The 24681-nt window shown below is 40.5% G+C and carries 19 protein-coding genes; 8 read left to right on the top strand and 11 right to left on the bottom strand.

Annotated elements, in window-relative coordinates; translation table 11 throughout:
- Nucleotides 1–2: 2 nt before the first annotated feature.
- From qoxB to IHV10_RS17760, 3 genes are all read right to left on the bottom strand, one after another.
- A complete protein-coding gene (qoxB, locus tag IHV10_RS17770; protein ID WP_197132592.1) occupies nt 3–1943 on the bottom strand; it encodes a cytochrome aa3 quinol oxidase subunit I in 1941 nt (646 codons plus the stop codon).
- Nucleotides 1944–1961: 18 nt separating this feature from the next.
- The gene (qoxA, locus tag IHV10_RS17765) at nt 1962–2942 is read right to left on the bottom strand and encodes a cytochrome aa3 quinol oxidase subunit II (protein WP_370568713.1); all 981 of its coding nucleotides are present in this window, start codon (nt 2940–2942) and stop codon (nt 1962–1964) included.
- A 409-nt stretch (nt 2943–3351) separates the two neighbouring features.
- On the bottom strand, nt 3352–4704 hold the full coding sequence (locus tag IHV10_RS17760; protein ID WP_186320657.1) for an L-cystine transporter: 1353 nt from the start codon (nt 4702–4704) through the stop codon (nt 3352–3354).
- Between the two features lie 376 nt (nt 4705–5080).
- Between IHV10_RS17760 and IHV10_RS17755 the strand changes: the two genes are divergently transcribed.
- On the top strand, nt 5081–5242 hold the full coding sequence (locus IHV10_RS17755; protein WP_186320646.1) for a hypothetical protein: 162 nt from the start codon (nt 5081–5083) through the stop codon (nt 5240–5242).
- Nucleotides 5243–5382: 140 nt separating this feature from the next.
- A complete protein-coding gene (locus IHV10_RS17750) occupies nt 5383–6939 on the top strand; it encodes an ABC-F family ATP-binding cassette domain-containing protein (protein ID WP_197132586.1) in 1557 nt (518 codons plus the stop codon).
- 41 nt (nt 6940–6980) lie between these two features.
- On the opposite strand, the gene IHV10_RS17745 is transcribed toward IHV10_RS17750, so the two are convergent.
- Both IHV10_RS17745 and IHV10_RS17740 read right to left on the bottom strand, forming a co-directional pair.
- Entirely contained in the window at nt 6981–7958 is a 978-nt protein-coding gene (locus IHV10_RS17745; RefSeq protein ID WP_197132584.1) for a nuclease-related domain-containing protein, read from the bottom strand.
- 270 nt (nt 7959–8228) lie between these two features.
- On the bottom strand, nt 8229–10136 hold the full coding sequence (locus IHV10_RS17740) for an ABC-F family ATP-binding cassette domain-containing protein (RefSeq protein WP_197132581.1): 1908 nt from the start codon (nt 10134–10136) through the stop codon (nt 8229–8231).
- 419 nt (nt 10137–10555) lie between these two features.
- Here IHV10_RS17740 and putP point away from each other — a divergent pair, with 419 nt between their 5' ends.
- Nucleotides 10556–12031 carry a sodium/proline symporter PutP gene (gene putP, locus IHV10_RS17735; protein ID WP_197132578.1) on the top strand — a complete coding sequence of 492 codons (1476 nt, stop codon included), beginning with the start codon at nt 10556–10558 and terminating at the stop codon, nt 12029–12031.
- 40 nt (nt 12032–12071) lie between these two features.
- On the opposite strand, the gene fni is transcribed toward putP, so the two are convergent.
- The 3 genes from fni to IHV10_RS17720 are packed head-to-tail and all read right to left on the bottom strand — an operon-like array spanning nt 12072 to nt 14724.
- The gene (gene fni, locus IHV10_RS17730; protein WP_370568986.1) at nt 12072–13115 is read right to left on the bottom strand and encodes a type 2 isopentenyl-diphosphate Delta-isomerase; all 1044 of its coding nucleotides are present in this window, start codon (nt 13113–13115) and stop codon (nt 12072–12074) included.
- Nucleotides 13075–13620, bottom strand: a complete 546-nt coding sequence (locus tag IHV10_RS17725; RefSeq protein ID WP_197132571.1) for a glycosyl-4,4'-diaponeurosporenoate acyltransferase — start codon at nt 13618–13620, stop codon at nt 13075–13077. The genes fni and IHV10_RS17725 overlap by 41 nt, the downstream gene beginning before the upstream one ends.
- Nucleotides 13621–14724, bottom strand: coding sequence for a glycosyltransferase (locus tag IHV10_RS17720; RefSeq protein WP_197132568.1), 1104 nt, complete (start codon nt 14722–14724; stop codon nt 13621–13623).
- A gap of 259 nt (nt 14725–14983) precedes the next feature.
- On the opposite strand from IHV10_RS17720, the gene IHV10_RS17715 reads away from it, so the two are divergent.
- From IHV10_RS17715 to IHV10_RS17695, 5 genes are all read left to right on the top strand, one after another.
- The gene (locus IHV10_RS17715; RefSeq protein WP_197132565.1) at nt 14984–16489 is read left to right on the top strand and encodes a phytoene desaturase family protein; all 1506 of its coding nucleotides are present in this window, start codon (nt 14984–14986) and stop codon (nt 16487–16489) included.
- Nucleotides 16490–16491: 2 nt separating this feature from the next.
- The gene (locus IHV10_RS17710; RefSeq protein WP_197132562.1) at nt 16492–17331 is read left to right on the top strand and encodes a carotenoid biosynthesis protein; all 840 of its coding nucleotides are present in this window, start codon (nt 16492–16494) and stop codon (nt 17329–17331) included.
- Between the two features lie 2 nt (nt 17332–17333).
- The gene (locus IHV10_RS17705; RefSeq protein ID WP_370629675.1) at nt 17334–18443 is read left to right on the top strand and encodes a glycosyltransferase; all 1110 of its coding nucleotides are present in this window, start codon (nt 17334–17336) and stop codon (nt 18441–18443) included.
- Nucleotides 18440–19930 (top strand): phytoene desaturase family protein, encoded by a 1491-nt coding sequence (locus IHV10_RS17700; RefSeq protein ID WP_197132559.1) that lies wholly within the window; start codon nt 18440–18442, stop codon nt 19928–19930. Before IHV10_RS17705 ends, IHV10_RS17700 begins: the two co-directional genes overlap by 4 nt.
- Before the next feature lie 111 nt (nt 19931–20041).
- Entirely contained in the window at nt 20042–20545 is a 504-nt protein-coding gene (locus IHV10_RS17695; protein WP_197132556.1) for a GNAT family N-acetyltransferase, read from the top strand.
- A 161-nt stretch (nt 20546–20706) separates the two neighbouring features.
- Here IHV10_RS17695 and IHV10_RS17690 read toward each other — a convergent pair whose 3' ends face one another.
- Genes IHV10_RS17690 through IHV10_RS17680 form a run of 3 tightly spaced genes read right to left on the bottom strand, consistent with a single transcriptional unit; the run spans nt 20707 to nt 24487 of the window.
- Nucleotides 20707–21549, bottom strand: coding sequence for a phytoene/squalene synthase family protein (locus tag IHV10_RS17690; protein WP_197132553.1), 843 nt, complete (start codon nt 21547–21549; stop codon nt 20707–20709).
- A gap of 5 nt (nt 21550–21554) precedes the next feature.
- Nucleotides 21555–22994 (bottom strand): phytoene desaturase family protein, encoded by a 1440-nt coding sequence (locus IHV10_RS17685; protein WP_197132550.1) that lies wholly within the window; start codon nt 22992–22994, stop codon nt 21555–21557.
- A complete protein-coding gene (locus tag IHV10_RS17680) occupies nt 22991–24487 on the bottom strand; it encodes a phytoene desaturase family protein (protein WP_197132547.1) in 1497 nt (498 codons plus the stop codon). Before IHV10_RS17680 ends, IHV10_RS17685 begins: the two co-directional genes overlap by 4 nt.
- Nucleotides 24488–24681: the final 194 nt, after the last annotated feature.

Genomic DNA, 24681 nt, shown 5'->3' with positions numbered 1-24681 from the left:
CCTTATTTAGAAATCTTTTCTGTTTCGATTACTTCTTCAACACTTACATAATAACCATCATTATACTCAAATGAACGATAGATCAATGTTGCAAATACACCAATCATTCCGGCGATCGCCATCCACATCCAGTCGAATACCATTCCGAAGCCGGCAACAAAGAAGAAGGATGCCATGATGAATGGAACACCAGAGTTACTTGGCATATGAATCGGTTTAATATCTTCAGCTTTTAACTTCTCAACTTTTCCAGCTTGCTTCTGTCTCCAGAAGTGATCAAGACCTGTTACTTCAGGAATCTTAGCAAAGTTATAGAATGGAGGCATTGCTGTTGGAGTAGACCATTCTAAAGTACGGCCATCCCAAGCATCTCCAGTTGTTTCACGCTTCGCGTAACGGAAGCTGTAGTACATGTTGTAAACAAGGATTAAGAACGCAATTCCCATCATGAATCCACCGATTGTAGATACCATGTTCAATGGACCCCAGCCAGACTCTTCGCTGTACGTGTAAACACGACGAGGCATACCGTCTAGACCAAGGAAGTATTGTGGAAAGAAACATACGTTAAATCCGATTGTGAATACCCAGAATACCCATTTACCGATACGTTCGTTCAGTTTGTAACCAAACATCTTCGGATACCAGTAGATTAAACCAGCGAAACAAGCAAATACTGTACCTGCGATCAACACATAGTGGAAGTGAGATACTAGGAAGTATGTGTTGTGGTACTGATAGTCAGCAGCAGCCATAGCTAGCATGACACCTGTAACACCACCGATTACGAAGTTCACGATAAATCCGAGTGACCAAAGCATCGGGGTCGTAAACTGAATCTTACCTCTGTACATCGTAAACAACCAGTTAAAGATCTTAACCCCAGTCGGTATACCAATCGCCATCGTTGTGATGGAGAATACAGAGTTAACAAGTGCTCCTGAACCCATCGTAAAGAAGTGATGGACCCAAACCAAGAAACTGTATCCTGCGATTAAAAGCATAGACCAGATCATGGCTTTGTAACCAAATAGCGTTTTTCTAGAGAACGTAGAGATGATCTCTGAGAACATACCAAACGCCGGTAGAATTACGATATATACCTCTGGGTGGCCCCATAGCCAGAAAAGGTTCGCCCAAAGCATATCCATTCCCGCTCCTTGCAGAGTGAAGAAATGGCTGCCGAATAAACGGTCAAATGTCATAAGTGCTAGTGCTACAGTAAGGATCGGGAAAGCGAAAATAATGATTACCATTGTTACAAGTGATGACCAAGTGAACATCGGCATACGGAACAACGTCATTCCCGGTGCACGCATCTTAAGGATCGTAACTAAGAAGTTAATCCCTGTTAAGAGCGTACCAATACCTGCAATCTGCAGACCGAGCAGATAGTAGTTCTGCCCAGGTCCTGGACTGAGCTCGTTACTCGCAAGCGGCATGTAACTCGTCCAACCTGCTGATGGAGATCCACCAATAACGAATGAGATGTTGAACAACATCGCACCAATAAAGAACGTCCAGAAACTAACTGCGTTTAAATAAGGATAAGCTACGTCACGTGCTCCAATTTGCAATGGAACAACAACGTTAATCAAACCAATCAAGAACGGCATCGCCATGAAGATGATCATGATCGTACCGTGTGTTGTAAAGATTTCGTTATAGTGCTGCGAATCGAGGAACTTAGCCTCTGGAACTGCAAGCTGTGTACGCATTAAGAGGGCATCTACCCCACCGCGGAACAACATTAATACAGCGGAAACGATATACATGATACCAAGTTTTTTATGGTCAACTGTTGTAAGCCATTCGTCCCACAACCATTTCCACTTTTTATATTTAGTAAGATAGAACAGGATACCCACCATCGTTAATACGATGGATACGTCAGCACCATATATCATCGGGTCGCCTGTTACGAAAAATTCATCCCATTTCATATTGAAATGCCTCCTCTGTTAATGGGCATGAGAATCCCCATGAGACTCTGATTCTGATTCTTCTAGCTTCTTCATCTCTTCTTCACGCTTTTTCTTTTCTTCCTTCGCTGCTCTTGAGTGAGGAATCTTCTCTTCATAACCTAAACGTTCGCGAGCATCTAGCGCGTACTCAGCGTTTGTAGCATGGTCTACCCAATCTAAGTGAGTAGAAGAGAAAGTCATTTCTTTCACGTGACCAGGAAGCATCAGCTTGTCATACTGCCCCTTTGAAAGTTCAGGAGCATCAGCCTTCGTTTCACTCGCCCATTTTTCAAACTCTGCATCAGACATAGCCATCACATCAAACGTATGATTAGTGAATCCTTCTCCTGTAAAGTTGGAGTTACGTCCTTCATACGTCCCTTGCTCGTCAGCTTGCAGATAAAGCTCTGTCTCCATGCCAGCCATCGCATATTTCTGACCACCTAATTGAGGTACCCAGAATGATGCCATTGAATCGGCAGAAGTCAGCTTGAACAAAACAGGCCGATCTTCAGGAATATGAAGATAGTTAACTGTTTCAATATCTTGCTCTGGATAAGAGAATACCCATTTCCAGTTTACAGATGTTGCATGAATCACCAACGGCTTTTGATCTTTCGATTCTTCAGGAGGTCCTTCAAGAGAATAGATACTCTTTACCGTTGGAATCGCTAATGCAATAACGATGATGATAGGAATGATCCACCAAATCGTTTCAAGAAGATGACTTCCTTCATTATCTGGATCATAGCCTTTATGGTTTTTGCGATCACGATATTTATAAACAATAAAAGCAGTAAGTGCGTAAACAACTATTAGGATAAATAACATAAACCAGATGGAATACATGATCAGATCCCTCTGTTCTGCTCCTACAGGTCCTTTTGGATCTAAAACAATCATATCGCTGCAGCCGCTAAGCATAAATACGGCCATCAATAACCCGAATGTAAAAAACGGCTTCAACCGTCGCATCACCAGGTCCACCTTCCTTTCTCTATTTACAAGCATTTACTTTTGCCTAATAAAAAACGAACCAAGAGTGATTATAGAGCATTGTGAATTAAATCACAATGTAAAACATAGGCAAAAATTTAAATGACAAAAACCTTTGCTTTCATAGTACCAGAATCCTAATAAAAGTGACTCTATCCACAACAAATGTCACGATTACTTCAAATAAAGCTCACAACTTTATCACAGTTTCGACATAGAATGTTCACGATTTTGGAAGAGACTTCTTTCATTGGTAAAGACTCATGAGCTTTTTAAAAGTTCAGTTTTTACTTTTTACCCTAAATTCCACCAACGTACACCTGCCTATGTAAATTTTTCAATTAAAAAACGACCTTGCCTATATAGACAAGATCGCTCATTTTTTTATATCTTATGCACTTACTTCAACTTGATTTTCGGTGTCATTGTAAACATTTGTATCAAGCTGATTTTGCACCTTACTTGTTAATAATCCTGATGTCATCGAACCACTTACGTTAACAGCGGTACGGCCCATGTCGATTAATGGCTCAACTGAGATCAATAGACCTGCTAAAGCGATAGGAAGATCCATTGCGGAAAGTACAAGTATGGCCGCGAACGTTGCTCCACCACCAACACCTGCTACACCGAACGAACTTAGTGCTACGACTACTACAAGCGTCAACAAGAACGATGGAGACAACGGATCGATTCCAACTGTCGGAGCGATCATAACGGCTAGCATCGCTGGATAAATTCCAGCACATCCGTTTTGTCCGATAGAAAGACCGAATGAACCTGAGAAGTTTGCGATTCCGTCAGGCACACCCATGCTCTTTTGCGTACGAATATTTAACGGAAGTGCTCCTGCACTCGTACGAGAAGTGAAAGCAAAGGATAGTACCGGGAAAGATTTTTTCATATAAGTAATCGGGTTTAATCCTGCAAACGTTAAAAGCAATAAGTGAATGCCGAACATGATCAACAAAGCTACATATGAAGCAATAACGAACTTACCTAGCTTTGCGATTGCATCCATATCACTCAGTGCAACTGTTTTCGTCATGAGCGCGAGAACCCCATACGGAGTTAGACGCAGAATCAACGTTACTACTCTCATGATAACCGCATAAAACGCATCAACAATCTTAGCAAAAAGCTCTGCATGCTCCTCTTGCTTACGTTTTACCCCTAAATAAGCAACGCCCAGGAATGCAGCAAAGATAACTACAGCGATGGTCGAAGTCGGACGAGCTCCTGTGAAATCTAAGAATGGATTAGCTGGTAATAATGATAGAACTTGTTGCGGAAGCGTCAGATCTTTTACCTCTGCAAACGTACCTTCCATCTGCTCACCACGAGCCGTTTCTGCATCTCCTTGCTCGATCTGCACAGCTTCAAGATCAAAAACCGTCGAAGTTGCAATTCCGACAACAGCGGCAATTGCAGTCGTACCTATCAAGATTCCTATGATCAATCCACTAAGTTTTCCGATATTTCCTTTTAAGTTCAGACGCGTAAACGCTGAAAGGATTGAAATAAATACAAGTGGTACAACGATCATTTTTAAGAACGTTACATAACCGCCACCGACTAGATTGAACCAGTCAGTCGATTTAGCAGCAACCTCAGAGTCTGCTCCATATCCGTACTGAAGTCCGAGTCCGAACAAAATCCCTAGACCTAGCCCCGTAAAAACACGCTTAGAGAAAGAAACGTGCTTTTTTTGCATGTAATACAAAACACCCAATAGTATAAGCATAATTGCAATATTCGATAAAACTAAACCAGTAGTCACCTACAAGCCCCCCTTTAGTTAACTAAATTAAATTAATACAATAAAACCTATCTGTCAAGTAGGGATTACGAGCAGGATATTTTTAGCAGCCACCTCCTCAAACAAAAAATGACAAGCTTTAATAAAAGTAAGCGAGTCATTAGTGTGTTTATGCTTTAGTCACAGGTGAAATATTTAGTTGTGATTCAGATATATTCAACTTAAAACTAAGATATGCTTGTTTTTGTAACAAATTCTTATGACTTGGTGCTAAATGTAATATCTTCGCGTGCTTTATTTCATTCATAAACACACCTCTTCATGGGCAAAATATTCTCTAAAGAGATGAGGAGTGAAAAATATGGCACGCGGAAAATCGTTTGAACATAAAAAACAAGGTCATCCAGGAAGGTTTCCTGATAACACCCTTCAAAATCGCCTGGTTGAAAAGTCTGATGAAACAGATTCAGTAAACCTTGCAACAAAAGAAGCATTCAAGAACCGAACTGGTGAACAAGAATAGATCGCATCATGGCACTCTTGGAAAATCTTCCATGGGTGCTTTTTCTTTTATAAGATTACGCATGCACCTATTGAGTTCCTTCCCCATTCAATACTATAATCAAGAGGGTACAAATTACTGACAGAAAAGGTGTTATATAGATGAGTATTTTAACGGTGCAAGGCTTAAGCCATGGTTTCGGCGATCGTGCCATATTTAATGATGTTTCCTTCCGCCTGCTTAAAGGTGAGCACATCGGATTGATTGGTGCGAACGGTGAAGGTAAATCAACGTTTATGAATATTATTACAGGTAAATTAAAGCCTGATGAAGGTAAAGTAGAGTGGGCAAAAAAAGTACGTGTAGGCTATCTTGATCAGCACACGGTCCTTCAAAAAGGCATGTCGATTCGCGATGTATTGAAAAGTGCATTCCAATACTTGCTCGACATGGAAAACGAAATGAACAGCATGTACGAAAAAATGGGTGAAGCAACACCTGAAGAGCTTGAAAAGATGCTTGAAGATGTTGGTGTCATTCAAGATACATTAACAAACAACGACTTTTACGTGATCGATGCAAAAGTTGAAGAGATCGCGCGCGGACTTGGTCTTGATGATATCGGTTTAGATCGTGACGTACATGATTTAAGTGGTGGACAGCGTACGAAAGTATTGCTTGCTAAGCTTTTATTAGAAAAGCCAGAGATTCTATTGCTGGATGAGCCAACAAACTATCTGGATGAACAGCATATCGAGTGGCTGAAGCGTTATTTGCAGGAGTACGAAAATGCGTTCATCTTAATTTCGCATGATATTCCTTTCTTAAACAGCGTAATCAACTTGATCTATCACATGGAAAATCAGGAATTAAACCGTTATGTAGGAGATTACGATCACTTCAAATCCGTTCATGAGATGAAAAAATCTCAGTTGGAAGCAGCATTTAAGCGTCAACAGCAAGAGATTGCCGGATTGAAGGATTTCGTTGCACGTAATAAAGCACGTGTTTCCACTCGAAACATGGCAATGTCTCGACAGAAGAAACTCGATAAAATGGATGTTATTGAACTAGCCAAAGAAAAGCCAAAGCCAGAGTTCAACTTTAAAGAAGCTCGCACGCCAAGCAAACTGATCTTTGAAACGAAAGATCTTGTTATCGGTTATGACGAGCCACTTTCTAAACCGTTGAACCTTCGTATGGAACGCGGTCAAAAAATTGCTTTAGTCGGTGCGAACGGTATCGGTAAAACGACATTGCTAAAAAGCATTCTTGGTGAGATCACGCCTGTTTCAGGTTCCGTTGAGCGCGGTGAAAACCTGGAGATCGGTTACTTCGAGCAAGAAGTAAAGTCAGCGAACTACAACACATGTATTGATGAAATCTGGAGCGAGTTTCCTGGCTTCTCTCATCATGAAGTTCGTGCTGCTCTTGCGAAGTGTGGTCTAACGACAAAACACATCGAGAGTAAAGTAGAAGTGCTGAGCGGTGGAGAAAAAGCGAAGGTTCGTCTCTGTAAGCTCATCAACCATGAAAACAATGTTCTCGTTCTCGATGAGCCGACAAACCATCTAGACGTAGAAGCGAAAGACGAGTTAATGCGTGCACTGAGAGCTTTCAAAGGCAGTGTGCTGTTGATTTCCCATGAACCTGAATTTTATAAAGAAGTGGCTAATGACGTCTGGAACTGTGAAAGCTGGACTACAAAAGTATTTTAATTCTGAGACCCTCACATTGGTGGGGGTTTTTATTATGTAGATTATTTGGGCAGAGGGATGGTATAGGTTGCGGCTTTTCTTGAGCCGTTGGGCTTCAGTTTCATACTATACAGGAGTTTTTTTACGGATGATTGTGATTCCATGTGTAGAAACGAGCGTAGATCTTTGTTTTTGACCACAGGACTAAACAAAAGTGCATAATCAATGATTGCTTTTTTATGAGCATCCATATAAGTTTTGGAACACCTTGTACACAACCAGTTTCTTTTTATTCTAATTAATGCGACCTGCGTACAGTTCGGACAAAAAACGCCTGTTAAAATTTCATGGCGATAAATATTGAACAATTTTAGAATGTCAGGATTATGCGAAGTATGTTCTCTTAAGAGCAGAGAAGAAATTCTTTTTATATCTCGCTTTTGAAGAATAACTTCAGATTCTAACTTTTCAATTTCTTTTATTTTGTTAGGTAAGGTCCTACCTCTTATAATTTTTTTTGCGTTTGATCCGTACTTTGGAGAAATTCGAATATAAGATTTTGGATTCGTGATTACAACTAGGGTATGAATCGGCATTAGAGGAAATTTGTGTCTGAATAGCCATTTAGACAAATGTTTCTTTTGTATTTCAACTTGATTTATAGGGTCTGGGAAGGTTTCATCTATCCCTTCTCTAGTACGTACAATCTGATCATATTGATGATCAAAATACAAATTTCCTATTAAGTTCTTAATTTCAATTATGATACAAAATCTTGGGTGGAGAATTAATGCGTCTAGTTGGAAATAAAGTTGGTTGTTATCGTATCTGGGGATTCGCAAATCGTGGAAAATGTGGTAATCATCATGTGGTAATTCAGAAAGGAAATAATCTAGCGTTAACTCTCCTCTAAAGCCTGCTAGGTATTTTCTATAGTTGGTCTCAATCAGTTGCTTCTGCGTTTGACTTGGGAGAATTCTTTCTAGTAAAACTTCAAATTTTAATAGTTTAAGCGGTTTCGTTCTAGGTTTTTTAATCAATTTATCTCTCCCTCTTATACTTGGACATGAACAGTTGATTCGCTAACTATGGTGTAGAATCCTTTTTTAGTAATAGATATTTTTATAGGCCCTAAATTTGGTTTTATAGGCCGTAATTTTCTATTTATGGGCCTTCAAAAAATTTTATGGTCCTTCAAGTAATTTTATAGGCCTTCAAAATCATTTATAGGCTTTTCGACAAATAACGCCAACCGCCGCCCCTTCCCACAAAAAAACACCTCCTGCTAACAGCAAGAGGTGCCCACCCAATCAACTATCCAACTCTTCCACTAACAGAGAAAGCTCTTCCCATCGCTCCATTGCGGCTTCAAGCTCGCTCTCCACTTTTTTCTGCTCTGCCATAAGCTCGCTGATCTTGCCAAAATCGCTGCCAGCAGCGACGATCTCAGATTCAATCTGCTCTTTTTTCTCTTCTAAGTTCATGATTCGTTCTTCAATCGTATCCCAATCTTGTTGATCTTTGTACGACAGCTTTTTCTTCTTTTCCTTACGATGCTGTCCAACTGTTTCCGTCGGTTTTTCAGAGGCTTCTTTCTTCACCGCAGCAGCCATTTCATCACGCTCTTTTTTCTCATCCATATAGTCCGTATAGCTGCCTTGAAATCTTTCAACCTCTGCGTTCCCTTCGAATGCGAGAAGATGATCGACAACCCGGTCTAAAAAGTAGCGGTCATGGGAAACCGTCAACACTACACCAGGAAAATTTTCTAAATACTCTTCTAAGATCCCTAAAGTTTGAATGTCCAAATCGTTTGTTGGTTCATCCAAAAACAGAACGTTCGGCTCTTCCATTAACACTTTGAGCATGTATAAGCGGCGTTTCTCTCCACCTGATAACTTCCGAATATACGTATATTGCATATAGCGAGGAAACAGGAAACGTTCGAGCATCTGTTCAGCTGTAATCGACTGGCCATCTACTGTCGTGATAACCTGTGCGGTTTCTTTGATATAATCGACAACCCGCAAGTTGCCGTCGAGTTCTTCGTGATCTTGTGTGTAGTAGCCAATCTTAACCGTTTCCCCTACTTGAACAGAACCAAAATCAGGAGTCATTCTACCTGCTAACATATTTAACAAAGTAGTTTTCCCGCTTCCATTCGGTCCGATAATTCCAAGTCGTTCACCCGGAACGATCAGATAGTCGAGGTTTTTAACTAGCTCTTTTCCATCTAAACTTTTACTCAACCCTTCAACTTCAATCACTTTTTTACCAAGTCGTTGAGACCCGATCGCAAATTCAACAGAGCCCTTAACTGCTGGACCAGTTTCTTCCTGCAAACTCTCTACACGTTGAATTCTAGCTTTTTGTTTTGTCGTTCGTGCTTTTGCACCACGGCGCAACCAGGCTAATTCGCGGCGTAGAGTATTTTGCCGCTTATCTTCGTTCTGCAGAGCGATTTCTTCTCGTTCAGCTTTTTTCTCCAAGTATGTTTCGTAATTTCCCTCATATACATATAGCTTCCCATTATCGAGCTCGAAGATATTGTTAGTTACGCGGTTTAAAAAATACCGGTCATGGGTAACCATCAGTAAGGCGCCTTTATAGTTTCCTAAGAATGTTTCTAGCCATTCAACTGTTTCGTTATCAAGATGATTTGTTGGCTCGTCCAAAATGAGCAAATCAGCAGGTTGAATGAGTGCTTTTGCAATCGCTACTCGCTTCTTTTGTCCACCGCTTAAATGCTTCAATTGACGAGAAAAATCACGAAGACCAAGCTTAGTAAGCACTGTTTTCGCGATGGTGTTTGCTTCCCATGCCTCATTTTCATCCATCTTTTGCTGACTGTACATTAAACGCTTCAGCTTCTTTTCGTTGGACGGATCCGATTCCAGATCGAGTAAGGCTTGCTCATATTCACGCATCGTCTTCATGATGAGAGAATCTCCATAATAAATCTGGTCTAAAACGGATAACTCTTCATCAAGTTCTGGCTCTTGGGCCACATATTCGATCTGAAATGAATTCGCATGTGACAGCGTACCTCGCTCAGCTGGCTCGAATCCTGCTATTGCTTTCAATAATGAGGACTTACCTGTTCCATTCGGTCCGATGAGTCCGATTCTTTGCTTGTCGCTTATCGAAAAAGTAATATCGTCGAACAGCGTTTTTTCACCATATGTTTTATATAAATTTTCAACTAATAAAATACTCAAAACCATATCATTCCTTAGGCTAATGTCTTTGTTATCTATTGTATCTTAACCGTGTCAGAATAGCATCTCTCGGTTATGATTTGCATTCTTTTCGGAATTTTTGTTATAGTGATAAACATGTTCTGAAAAGAAGTGGGCACGTTTTTTGCTCAAAACGGATGCCACCTATTTTCAATTCACACATCGGCTTTGCTTTTTTCTTGTAGTTGATGCTGGGTTTATTTAATCCAGCAAGTTTTTTAAATGCGTTTTTCGACCGCGCTTTTGACTTCAAGTTTTTTTCTGCTATTCCCCGCAAGCTCTTTTTGCAAATAAAAAGCTCTAAGAAACAACCTGCCAACTTTTTCATAAACAAGTCATCCGTTGAGCAAACTAACATGACCCATTTCATGAAAAAAGAAAAGGAGAGAAATTTTTACATGCAAACAGGAGTTATTATTTCTTTAGTTATTTACATGGCCGGTATGCTTTATATCGGGTACTGGGCTTACAAAAAAACATCTGATTTAAATGACTACATGTTAGGTGGACGAGGACTAGGTCCTGCTGTTACTGCACTTTCAGCTGGCGCATCTGATATGAGTGGTTGGATGATGATGGGTATTCCGGGTGCGATGTTCACTGACGGAATAAGCAGTATTTGGATCGCTGTTGGACTCACGATTGGTGCATATTTAAACTATCTTCTAGTAGCACCCCGTCTTCGTACGTATACAGAAGTTGCGGATGATTCCATTACGATTCCTGATTATCTTGAGAATCGCTTTAATGATACACAGAAAATTCTACGTATCGTTTCAGGGCTCGTTATCATTATCTTCTTCACACTTTATGCATCTGCCGGACTTGTTTCTGGTGGTAAGCTGTTTGAAAGTGCATTCGGTACAACTTATCTAACTGGTATGTTAATTACGGTTGGGGTAGTTGTAGCTTATACACTATTTGGTGGATTCCTTGCAGTAAGTTGGACGGATTTCGTTCAAGGCTGTATCATGTTCATCGCTTTAATCTTAGTGCCAATCGTTGCATTTACAGACATTGGTGACTCACAAACAGTAATTGACACAATTCGCGGTGTTGATCCATCCCTTCTTCAAGTATCAAAAGGATTGACCACTCTTGGATTAATCTCTTTACTAGCTTGGGGATTAGGTTACTTCGGTCAACCACATATTATTGTTCGTTTTATGGCTATCACATCTGTTAAAGACATTAAAACAGCAAGAAGAATCGGTATGAGCTGGATGATCATCTCTCTTATCGGTGCTTCTCTTACAGGATTGATTGGTGTAGCTTGGTTTGCTAGAGAAGGAAGAGAACTTGCTGATCCTGAAACAGTATTTATCGAATTTGCGAATCTGTTATTCCATCCGCTTATTACTGGTTTCTTATTAGCTGCCATACTAGCTGCAATCATGAGTACCATCTCATCTCAGCTGTTAGTAACTTCGTCTTCTGTGACAGAAGACTTTTACAAGCAATTCTTAAAGAAGAATGCTTCTCAGAAGGAACTTGTTATGATCGGACGTATTGCGGTACTAATTGTAGCTGTAATTGCAGTATTGTTGTCCTTGAACCCTAGTGATACTATTCTTAGCCTTGTAGGCTATGCATGGGCAGGATTTGGTTCAGCATTTGGACCACTCGTCCTATTAAGCCTGTTCTGGAAGAAGATGACGAAGTGGGGAGCTCTAGCAGGTATTATCGTTGGTGCTGTAACAGTTCTTACTTGGGTTCAGTTCCCTGATCTAAAAGAACAAGTGTATGAAATGATCCCTGGATTCTTCTTAAGCTTAATCGCCATTATTATTGTAAGCTTATTAACGAAAAATCCATCTAAAAAGGTTCAAAACCAATTTGATGACATGGAAGAAACACTTGATGAATTAAAATAAATACAAACAAAAGCGTTCCTGACTACTCAGGAGCGCTTTTTTAAATTTTCTTTATGAGTCGATCTGAATGTGCAAGTTCTTCTATACGACTAGCACCTATACCAAACATAGCCGCACGCATCTCAAATTCGATTCGTTCCATCTGTATGAGCAACGCTTCAACATCATTTTCTACAGCTGATGGCAGTAGCAGCCTTCCAAAACCAGCAAGATTAGCACCTAGAGCAATCGTTTTTGCAGCATCAACACCGTTTTTTAGTCCTCCACTTGCGATCAAGGGAATATCAAAATTGTTCTTTCTCACAGCAAGAATACTTTCAGCAGTCGGCAGTCCCCAATCTAGAAAAGCTTCAGCAGCTTCTTTTCGAATGCTGTCGTTTGAACGATAACTTTCTACTTGTATCCATGACGTTCCACCTGCTCCAGCTACATCAATGAACTGAATACCAGCGGAAGTAAGGCGATCTGCCGTTTTATCATCGATACCCATTCCTACTTCTTTCACACCGACCGGCACATGAAGAGAATTTGCGATTTCTTCAATTTTAGAAAGCAATTTCGAGAAATTCGTATCTCCTTCTGGCTGAAACACTTCCTGTAACGTGTTTAAGTGCAGTACAAGCATATCTGCTTCAGCCATCTCCACCGCTTTTTTACATTGAACTGCCCCAAAGTCATAATTCAGCTGAACCGCTCCGATGTTCGCGATAATCGGAATATTAGGAGCATACTTTCGAATCTGAAACGTATAGGCAAGATCCTCGTTCTCTACCGCTGCTCTCATTGAACCGAGGCCGATCGCCCATCCCTTTTCTTCGGCAGCCATTGCTAAATGTTGATTGATTTGATAGGCGGTATCTGTTCCACCAGTCATGGAAGAAATCAAAAAAGGCGTCCGCATCGATTTATTTAAAAATGTAGTTGAAAGCGTAATTTCATCGAATGATAATTCAGGCAGTGCGTTGGGTACGAACCGATAGCTTTCAAGCCCTGTCGTAATGTTCTTACCTTCCACATCTTCATTCAAGCTAATTCTAATATGTTCAGTTTTCCGCTTTTCCGTAAGGTCCTTCGAAATATCCAACAACTTTCCTCCTCTTTCGTTCAAGCGTTTTGTTCTTAAGGTTCAGGATTCGAATCAGCCTGAACCTGTTATATCTCTGGATAAATATAAAAGGAAGATTGAACAGAACGGCATACAGAATCATGATGTTGCCGATCCAAACAGGGTTCCATAAGAAAAACAACAAAGCTGGTGGCATGGAAAGCCAATGCGTTAGTTCTGCACGACGTGTTTCTGCTAAAAAACGGGCTAGATACTCTAGGGAATCCCCCTCCAGTGTTTTCTTAGCGAAACCTCCCCGATAAAAATCTCCACCATCAGGCAGTATCGTTTTCCATTTGCGTATTCCTATTTTTTCATACCATCCTCCACTGTTTTCCCAGCCAAAAGCCGTATCCCATCTACTCTCTTTCGTGAAGGAAGAAAAAGGAATTCGATGAATGATATAAGCTACAGTTAAATGAAAGATGAGCCAGGCAAGAATATTGATCGTTACCGTCCAAAACGGAGAAAGTTCAATCAGCATTTACGCATCTCCTTTTTCAGAAACCGAGATTTCTCTACCTTTCCACTTTACTTCTTTTTTGATCATACTCAAAATAAAAGACCAGATGTACACTAAAGAAAAAAACAAGAAGTGAAACGGGTGTGATAGAGCTGACAGTATTGAATTCGTTCCTATTTTCTTCATTAAGGTCTTAATCTGAATCGCAAAAAGCAGATAGAAGATTCCCCACATCAAAACTTCGTTGATTTCTTGAACCAACAAGAAAGGAAGCTGAATGGCTAGACTTATTCCGCCTGTTATCCATGCTACTGTCAGCACTAAGGGCAGGAGAGGCGTTTTGGCAGAACCAAGTGCAAAACTTTTACACCATCCGAAAAATAGTGCTGTTAGACCTTCTGAATACATTCTGAAATAAACCGCCTTGTATCCTGAGAAACAAGTAACGTTTACATCTTGATTCATAGCCACTCTTCCCATTTCCATATGTTCAAGAACTTGGTGCTTAATCCCTTCATGGCCACCGATCTCTGTATAGGTTTTTCTATCGATCATTAAGCACGGACCAAACGCACCAGCAGGTTTTTTACGAAATAGTGTAAAACATTGCATGGCCGCCATTACGATAATGTTAAATAGAGAAGATAATTTTTCTCGTGCACTCTTCATCTGATGAAAAGGCTGGACACTGATCATTCCCCTGTTTCTTTCCCATTCTCCACATAAGCGTTCTATTCCGTCTCTCTCAATTTCTAAATCTGCATCTAAAAATAACAATAGAGAACCTGTTGCATGTTTTGCTCCATTCCAGCATGCCCATGGTTTTCCAAGCCAACCGATCGGAAGACGCTCTGGTTTCACAACAGTTACACCGAATTCCCGAGCGACTTCTTCTGTTCGATCATCAGAATCATCGTTAACAACAATTACTTCATGAAGTTTCATACTTTGGTTACTCAACGTGGGCAATAAATTTTTTAAGTTTGCTTCCTCATTCCTTGCGGGAATAATAACTGAAACAGAGTGTGGTTCATAAGGAGTTTTATCACTTAGAGTGCGAATATTCCATAGCATGAACCATCCACAAAGCCACATGATTGATAGATACAAAATGGTAGAAAGCATGTCGACTGTCTCCTTTAGAAAATAAGTTGTAGTTACAGCTTGGGCTTTGTATTCTTTTTTCAAACAATTCTTAAAAAAAGAGGAGTTTTTATATTCAGTCAAGAACTGAAAATAAAGAATGACTTTCTGAATATGTTGAAAAAGCGTTCAATAATTTTACAATGGTTGTACATAAACTATACAATACAGAGGAACAGTCGTACAGCAACAGCTAAGAAACAACCTTAACCTTTCATTCCCAATACCGAGGAGGATTTTGATGAAGAAAAAAGTGTTAGTTGTAGGCGGCGGACTTGGAGGACTATCAGCAGCTCTTCGATTAGCAGCTGATGGACACGAGGTAACTGTACTCGAAAAAAATGAACGTATTGGCGGCAAATTGAATCAGCGTTCTGGAAAAGGCTATACCTTTGATACAGGGCCTTCCATCTTAACCATGCCATGGGTGCTTGAACAGCTATTTGAATCTGCTGGAAAGAACATCCACGATTACATAAACATTCAGCGTATCGAGCCACAGTGGAGAACGTTCTTTGAAGATGGCACGGTAATTGATGTGACGAGCGACCTGCCAGAGATGCTGAAAGAAATCAGTAAAGTAAATCCGCAAGATGCTGCTTCGTTCTTTAAATATCTGGATTATTGCAGCCAAATGTACGAACTTAGCATGAAGAGTTTTTATAAGAAAAGTTTAACTGGATTAAACGATCTGCGCACTCTTCACAGCTTTAAAGAGCTTCTTGCGATGGATCCTGTAAAATCAATGGACCAAGCAACGAAAAAGTTCATTAAAGACAAACACCTTCAACAACTATTTAATTTCTTCATCATGTATATCGGTTCCTCCCCTTATCAGGCACCAGCTGTTCTCTCTCAGTTGATACACGTTCAGCTCGGCCTTGGTATTTATTATGTGGAAGGCGGAATGTACAAAATTGCTGAATCGATCTTAAGTGTTTTAAACGAATATAACGTTGATGTTCGAACGAATCAAAAAGTAGTAGGTATCTTAACAGAAGGCACTACGGCTAAAGGAGTAAAGCTTGAGAACGGCGAAGAGATGTATGCAGATATCGTTGTTTCTAACTTAGAAGCGATACCAGCATACAAGACACTTCTCTCAAATCATCCGCAAGCTAAAAAAGCAGCAGAAGATCTAAGTAAATACGAACCTACTGTTTCAGGTCTCGTCTTATTGCTTGGAGTCGATAAAAAGTATGATGAATTTGCGCATCACAACTTCTTCTTCTCTCAAAGTGGGGAAAGAGAATTTGATCAAATCTTTAATACTGGTATTCTTGCAGATGACCCTACAGTCTATGTGGGAATCTCATCAAAAACGGATCCGACTCAAGCACCTGAAGGTAAAGATAACTGGTTCGTCCTAACGCATGTACCACCTCTTAAAGAAGGCGAAACGTGGGAAAGCAACCTTGAAAGCTATCGTGAGCTTGTCTTGAACAAACTTGAGCGCATGGGAGCTAAAGACCTACGCCAGCACGTGGAGTGGGAATACACGTTTACACCTGACACTTTAAAAGAACTGTACGGACCGAACGGAGGATCTATCTACGGCATTCGAACAGACCGTAAGATGAACGGCGGATTTAAGATTCCGAGCAGAAGCAATCAGTTTACAAATCTATATTTCGTAGGCGGTTCTACACACCCTGGCGGAGGCGTTCCAATGGTAACACTATCTGGACAGCTGACAGCTGATTTAATAGGGGAAGATTTAAAAAATGTTTCAAAGGAGATCGGGTAATATTGCAACCAGCACAGCAGCATGGCACCATCGATAAAGTACTTTTTCGGTTCTTTATCTTTTGGTACAGCGTAGGATTAATACTTCTTGTTTTTGATATTCTTCCTCCTTCTCTGGAGTGGGCAAACAGCGTGTTTCTAATCGCATGTGGTATACTCGGAGGGTTTTATTTTTACCGAACTTACGGAAATTTTGGCGCTATTTTTGCTTTATTCGTTCTGTTTGGAAGCATCGTAGCTGAAAGTATCGGCGTCAAAACCGGCCTGATTTTCGGTCACTATAATTATAGCGATCAGCTCGGTTTACAATGGTTAGGTGTTCCTGTTGCCATCGGATTCGCGTGGGTGATGATTATCGCTGTCTCACACGCGATTGCTGGTGGAATCGTTAATCCATATAAAGGTCAAACAGCGATAAAAGTTCCACTCTATGTCGTTACAGGTGGTCTCATCGCTGTTGTCATGGATGGGATTATCGATCCTGTCGCTTACCTTGTTAAAGGTTACTGGTTCTGGGATGGCTCAGGGATGTATTACGGAATACCGTTGCAGAATTTTGTTGGCTGGTTTCTTTTGGCTAGCTTCTTTCATATCGTTTTAGTTACAGGATTGAACATTACAAAAAAAACAGCAACCACTCCGCATCCTTATTGGCATTCTCGTACGGTCGCTGTGTTTTTAATGGTCACGAGCATGTTTGTGGTACTAGGATTAACATCAGAGCTGTATCTAGCTTCAATCGGTGTGACTCTCGCTAGTATCGTCTTGTTGAGTTTATATCGCATTAACAATAAACCACTTTCTCTAAATCGCAGTATAGCTTATAGCCCGGGGAAAAGGTGATAATGATGGTTCTCTTATTTATTGCAGCTGCCATTCTCTTTTTAGCGGCAACCCTATTAAATAGTCTCTTTTTACCCTCTCTAAAAAAGCCCTCTTTACGGGCTACTCATTCAGAGAGGGTTGCTGTTTTTGTACCGATGCGTAATGAAGAGAATAACGTAGCTGGTCTTGTTAGCACTTTAAAAGGACTGACTCATCGTCCTATATCTTTTACCATATTGGATGATCATTCAGATGATGAAACCTATAACTTGCTGTTGAAGCACATTGATAACGATAGCCGTTTTACTGTTCTTCAAGGAAAGAACCTTCCTGCCGGTTGGGCTGGTAAAGTTCATGCCTGTCACCAGCTTAGTCAAAGTGCCACAGGTGATTATCTTTTGTTTATCGATGCGGACGTTCGACTCCATCCTCATACGATTGAGACTTCACTAACACTATTAAAAAAGCGGAAAGCTAGTCTATTGTCTGGATTTCCAAAGTTTCCTGTAACTTTGTTTTTTGAGAAGCTGATTGTTCCTCTACAGCATTTTGTTATCCTTTTTCATCTTCCGCTTCTTTTTGCGAACTTTACAAAATGGCCACCCGCAACAGCTGCACATGGTGCGTTCATGTTGTTTAAGAGTAAGGATTATCATGCTATAGGTGGTCATGCTAGCATTAAGGATTCTTTAGTTGATGATGTAGACTTAGCCAAAACCATGAAACGAGCACGTTATAAGGTTGTTCTCGCCAACGTAACGAACTATGTTTCTTGTTATATGTACACGACAAACAAAGAAGTTTGGAATGGATTTACGAAGAATCTGTTTCCTGGACTCGGACGTTCCATCTTTCTTGTAGTTTTTTTATCTGTTTTTTATACCGTATTTTACATAGCACCTTTGTTTTTCTTCATATATGGCATACTCACTGAGCAATTTTTATGGCTGCTGCCTTATTTGATCACGGTCATCCAAAAAGCTTATGTCGACCTCTTCACGGGACAAAAAGCTTACCTTGCCTTCACTATGCCGTTATCTGCAATCGGTTTGGTCGTACTAGTGAATGCATCGATGTGGAAAGCACTGAAAAAGCAAGGCTACGAATGGAAAGGACGTTCTTATCAATGAGAAAAGTTGCAATTATCGGCGGCGGCCTTGGCGGATTGTCTACAAGCATCTCACTTGCTAGTAAAGGTTGTGAGGTTCATGTCTATGAAAAAAACGAGCATTTTGGCGGGAAGCTGATGCCTGTAGCATTAGGTACTCACACGTTTGATTTCGGACCGAACACCATCACGATGCCTCAAATATTTGACGAAGTGTTTCAGGATGCCGGTGAAGATCCTAGAAACTATTTTGAGTGGATTAAATTAGATACGCATACTCGAAATATTAGCAGCCACGGTGAAATTTTTGAGATGTCGACTGATGTGGATCATGTGATGAATCAATTAAAAGAACTCGATCCCTATGCGGCACAACGATATTCAGATTACCTTGCAGAAGTGACTCGTTTGTATCATCTAGCAGAGAAAGAATTTTTCCCTAGGACTTTTACGAGTATGAAAGATTATCTTTCTCCCTCACTTTTTAATGCTTTTACAAAAGTGAGACCACTGCAATCTATGGACAGCTTTCATCGTAAATATTTTAATCATCCGCTATTGCTGCAAACCTTTAACCGGTATGCCACTTACATAGGTTCATCCCCCTTTCAGGCACCTGCTACATTCTCTTTGATCGCTTATCTAGAGATGGTTCAAGGCGTTTTTTACGTAAAAGGCGGCAACGTGAAGATTGCTGAAAGTATGGTCCGCCTAGCAAAAAAGCTTGGGGTTCATTTACATGCAGGGGTAGAAGTTACAAAAATAAGCGTTATGGATGCTGAAGCAAAATCTCTGATCCTTTCAAACGGAGAAGAAGCTACGTTCGATGCTGTCGTAATGAACGGAGATCTGCTCGAAGCGTATCCTAAGCTCGTAGAAGAACGCTACAGACCTTCTATGAAAAATAATAAGGTCGAGAGCTATTCTCCTTCAATTTCTGCATTTGTTCTCTTAGTCGGCTTAAACAAACGGTTAGATAACCTATTGCATCATCAAGTGTATTTCTCAAATGATTATAAACGAGAGTTCGAAATGTTATTCAACGGAGAATACCCTGATGACCCAACCATCTATATTTCAAATTCATCTGTAACCGATCCATCCGTCTCCCCTGATGGAGATAACCTTTTTATATTGGTTAACGCACCACCTATAAAAGCTACTGCTTCTAAAAGTCTTGATGCGTATGAGCAATACAAACATTTAGTATACGACCGTCTAGAGTCGTTCGGTCTACATTTAAGGCCGCATATCATGCATGAGAAGATGATAACCCCTCACGACATACAAGCTAAGTTTGGAGCTTTTAAAGGGGCATTATATGGTATTTCAGCGAATGAACGTAAGAACACGTTTTTACGCCCTTCTAACCGCTCTAAAGACATCAGCAATTTGTATTTCGCTGGAGGTACAACCCATCCTGGTGGCGGCTCCCCGATGGTCGTCATGAGTGGTCGCAATGTCGCCCGTGAACTGCTGAAGGGGTCAGTCCCCAAACAATTATCATAAATTCATAAAAACGAGCAAACGCCCCTAAATGTTTGCTCATTTTCACATTCATATTTCATACTCTTTCCATTTTGTGGTACACTAATTTTTAAAAACATTGGGGGATATCGTATGGAAGTCCGTCTCTTAAAACCCGAAGATGCAAAGGCATATTGGGAGCTTCGACTTGAAGCATTAAAATCAAATCCAGAAGCGTTTGCTTCAAGCTATGAAGAAGCAATTCAAAGAAAAGATCCAATAAAAGAAGTAGCGAGCAGATTACAAGAAGAAAGCAGTTATACGTTCGGTATGTTCGATGAAGATCGGCTGATCGGCAATGTTACGTTAGTTCAAGAAAAAGCTTTAAAGATGCAGCACCGCGGAAACATTTATGCCATGTATGTGAGCACCGAGAACAGAAAAGCCGGCGTTGGCCGCTCCCTCATGGAAGCAGTTATCCAACACGCAAAAAATATATCTGTTCTCGAGAAACTGAACTTAACAGTAGAAGCTAACAATGAAAAAGCAAAGAACCTTTACACTTCACTCGGCTTTAAAACATACGGTTATGAAGAAAAAGCACTTAAAGTAGATGGTCATTTTCACGATGAGGAGCACATGGTATTGTTTTTATAATCATTGGTAAAGATTTTTTTCTGTTATTTTTCTCTCTGTTTAGTACTTAACAAGCACTCGCTACGTTGGTTTGACGGTTTGATTAAAATCTGATAAATATACAAAAAAGCTGATAACACAGGCATAACCTGGTTTTCAGCTCTTTTCCTAATAACGGGTATTTATTTCACAGCAATCTGCTTCAACAGATCCCCTTTTTCAGCACTTGATACAAACACTCTTCCGCTAAACACTTTATAATTCTGCTTACGAACCTTGTTTAGAATCTCGCGATAATAGATCGCTGCTAGCTGCACAGGCATTCTTGATTCGATCGGATAGTGTTCTAGTGTTTCATTAAATTTTGCATAAAAGACTTCCGCACGAATCGCTATACTCTCCCATGCCGCAATAAAGCGATCATCAACGATTTCCTTTTTCAGATCTTCTTCTGTATAGCTGTGTTCAGCCATCACTTTCGCTGGAACATATACTCTGTCACGATCTAAGTCTTCTGCGATATCCCGCAGTACATTCGTAAACTGCATACCGATGCCTAGTGAAATCGCTCCTTCGCGAAGCAGATCTTTTTGTTCAGGAGCTAATATCGGCAACAACATCAAGCCAACTGTACTAGCAACATGATACGAGTAGTATTCTAGCTCTTCCACCGTATCATAATGGGTCTTATATAGATCCATTTCCTGACCTTTAATCATATCTAAAAAGGCTTGATGATCCATCTCAAAGTTTTGAAAAACATCCTGCAGTGCGATCCACATTGGCTCGGCTGCAGGAATCACGCCGTTAAGAAACTGGTTGAACTCTGCCTTAAAGACAGCTAGCTCTTCCTTTGGGCTATCTCCCTCATCTACAATGTCATCTACCGTTCTGCAAAATGAGTACACGGCCCAAACGGCACGTCGCTTGTCTTCCGGTAAAAATGAAAATGCTTTATAAAAGGTTTTAGAATGAACTTTAATGATACTTTCACAATAAGAATAAGATTCCTGAACCGTTACCAACTGTTTCACGCCCTTTCAAGATATTTGGCTAGATGTTTTGCACTCTGCATAACGATGGGAACGCCACCACCTGGATGGATGGATGCACCCACCGCGTACAGATTTTCGTATGGAAGAGGTTTGATCTGAGGCCGGAAGACGCCAGATTGTTTGAGAGTCGGCGCGATACCAAAACTGCCACCTTGGTACAACCCATCAGTGAGTGCATCATTAGGTGTGCGGATTTCGCTCCACACGATAGACTGCTTCAGACCTGGATATCCTCTTTTTTCCAAAGAATCAATAATAAAATCAGCATAAGCTTGTTTTTCAGACTCCCAATCTACTGTGTCTCCTGATGGAACTGGAACAAGTACGTACAAAACGCTTTTCCCTTCTGGTGCGAGTGTCTGATCTATTTTTGAAGGATAGAACGTATAAATAGCTGGATCCTGAGGCAACTTCTTTTGTAAAAACACTTCTCGCATATGTTCATCGAAGTGATCAGTCATAAAGAACTGATGAACATCTGCCTCATCAAACATTCTGTCTAGACCAAGATATAAAAGGAAACAGCCAGAAGAAGATTCGTAGTTTTTCTTGACCGGCTTTGGTCCTGGAATGAGATGGTGAATACCAGGAAAGTCACCATTATAAATGACCATGTCATGCAGGTGAGTGCCTTCTTCTGTCACCACCCCGTTACAGAAATTGCCTTGTAACGATAATGCTTCTACTGGGGTACTCAATCGAATCTCCACCCCTTGCTCGACTAACTTTCTTTGCAGCAAGTCTACAACACTTCCATACCCGCCTTTTACATACCAAATCCCGTGAGCATGTTCACTAAATGGCACTAGCGAATACATGGCTGGGGAGTTTTCGGGTGATCCTCCGATATATAAGGTTTGAAACGAAAAAGCTTCCTGCATTCTAGGATGGCTGAAATATGCTTCTGCTAATCTTTTTACAGATTGATAAGCTTTTAGTTTTGTAAGTGTGTGCAGATTTTTCGGTGTCCAGAAATCCCTTCGGTTTACGAAAGAACGATCTAAGAATGCTGTTTTCCCCTGGTGAAAACGCTCGTACATATCCGTAACGTACCGTAAGAATCCTTGCTCTTCACCTGGAAACATTCTCGTGATCTCGTTCAACTGTCCAGGCAGGTCACTCGTTTTATAAAAATGAGATCCGTCTGGATAATTCAGCTTATACATTGGACTGCATAAGATCAGCTCTAGCTCATCGCGCTCAATGCCAACCTCACTTAAAATTTCATAGATCATTTCAGGCAGCAGCACGATTGTAGGTCCGCTATCAATTTTGTATCCTTCTTTTTCAAAAAAGTTCAGCCTGCCGCCAAGTCTGGAACTTTTCTCGTAGATTGTAACCTCTTTACCTTGTTTTCTTAAGTAGAGTGCTGTAATTAAGCCACCTATACCTCCGCCAACAATTCCAGCATTCATACGGATCGAACCTCCATCGAGCTATGTTTCTCTGCCATCATCGTAGTTGTGATACGGGCAGATTCCATAATCGTAGGAAGGCCGCTTCCTGGATGGGTACCTCCGCCTACGAGCCACAACCCTTCAATCTCTTTTTGCTTATTATGTGGTCTAAAGTACATCATCTGGGTTAATTGATGCCCAAGGTTAAACGTTGCACCTTTGTATACAGAGAGTTCGTTTTCCCAATCAAGCGGTGTAAACATATATTCTGTTTCGATATGCTGTTCCAAGTCTTTAAAATCAGTCCGTTCTTGAAGCTGCTCTAGAACAAGCTTTTTAAAAGCATGCTTATGATGTTCCCAGTCGATCAAACTAAAATTGTTAGGAACAGGAGCTAAGATGTAAAGAGCAGACTTTCCTTCAGGTGCAAGGGTCGGATCAGTTACAGAAGGATTATGAATATAGATAGAAGGGTCTTGAGACAAAATCTTCTTCTTCGTAATCTCTTCAACATTCTTACGATAATCTTCAGAAAAAACGATCGTATGATGCGGAAGGTCGTATTTCTTATCCACACCCACGTATAGCATAAAAGCAGAACAAGAATAGCTCTTCTTCAGCAATTTATCGCTCGTATACTTTTTAGTAGATCCTTTAGGCATCAACTTTTCCATCGCATGAGCGAAGTCCGCATTAATCACTACTTCATCCGCAAGTACCTTTTCGCCTGAATCCAGTTGAAGGCCCTTCACTTTTCCTTTTTCGATAATAAGTTCCTTTACTCCTGATGAGGTTGCTACTTCACCACCATATTCTTTAATCACTTTAACCATTGCTTCTGTAATTTTGTTAACACCACCTACAGGATGGTACACCCCGTAAGCATGTTCCATATAAGAAAGAATCGTAAACGCACCAGGGCATTCCCAAGGAGACATTCCTAAGTATTTTGCTTGGAACGTAAACGCGAGTCGCAGCCTTTCATCAGAAAAATACGTTGAGAGCTGATCGTGCAATGAATCGGTTATCGTTAACTTTGGCAGTGCTTTAATAAACTTAAACTGCAAATAATCCAACAGAGAGTCATGCTTATTTTGTAGAATGGGCATGAGCGCTTCAAATTTTTCTTTTTCTTTCTTCATAAAACGTCTATAGCCTTCGCCGTTTCCAGGAAAGACTGTCTCAATATTCTTATACATCTCGGATTGATCTGTTGTTGAATCAATCGTTGCATCTTTAAATTTCAGTTGATACATTGGTTCAAGTTTTTTTAACTCGATATAATCTTCTAAGCGTCGATCCGCAAGCTGAAACATTTCTTCCAAGATGTGAGGCATATTTAAAAAGGTCGGACCCCGATCAAACGTATAACCATCTTGATGAAAAGCAGAAGTACGCCCGCCGATAAACGGTTGTTTTTCGTATACTGTCACTTGATATCCCTTACTGGCTAATAGCATGCCCGCTGTTAGACCACCAGGACCCGCACCAATTACAGCTACAGATTTCATACATACATACCTACCTTCTACTTTTACAAACTTTATACAAAATATTATACAAAAATTATACGACGCGTGTTCTATGATTGGCAAATTTAAAAGATATAAAAAAGCACACTCAAAAAAGTTTCGTTGATGTGTGCTTCTTCACATATGATGTGTATGTAACTTCGACGTAAGAAATAGAAAACCTTCCCAAAATT

The sequence above is a fragment of the Fictibacillus sp. 5RED26 genome (genome assembly GCF_015903895.1).
GTDB classification, from domain to species: Bacteria; Bacillota; Bacilli; order Bacillales; family Fictibacillaceae; genus Fictibacillus; species Fictibacillus phosphorivorans.
The sequence above is the reverse complement of the archived record's forward strand: the minus strand, read 5'-3'. Positions and strand labels throughout refer to the sequence as shown.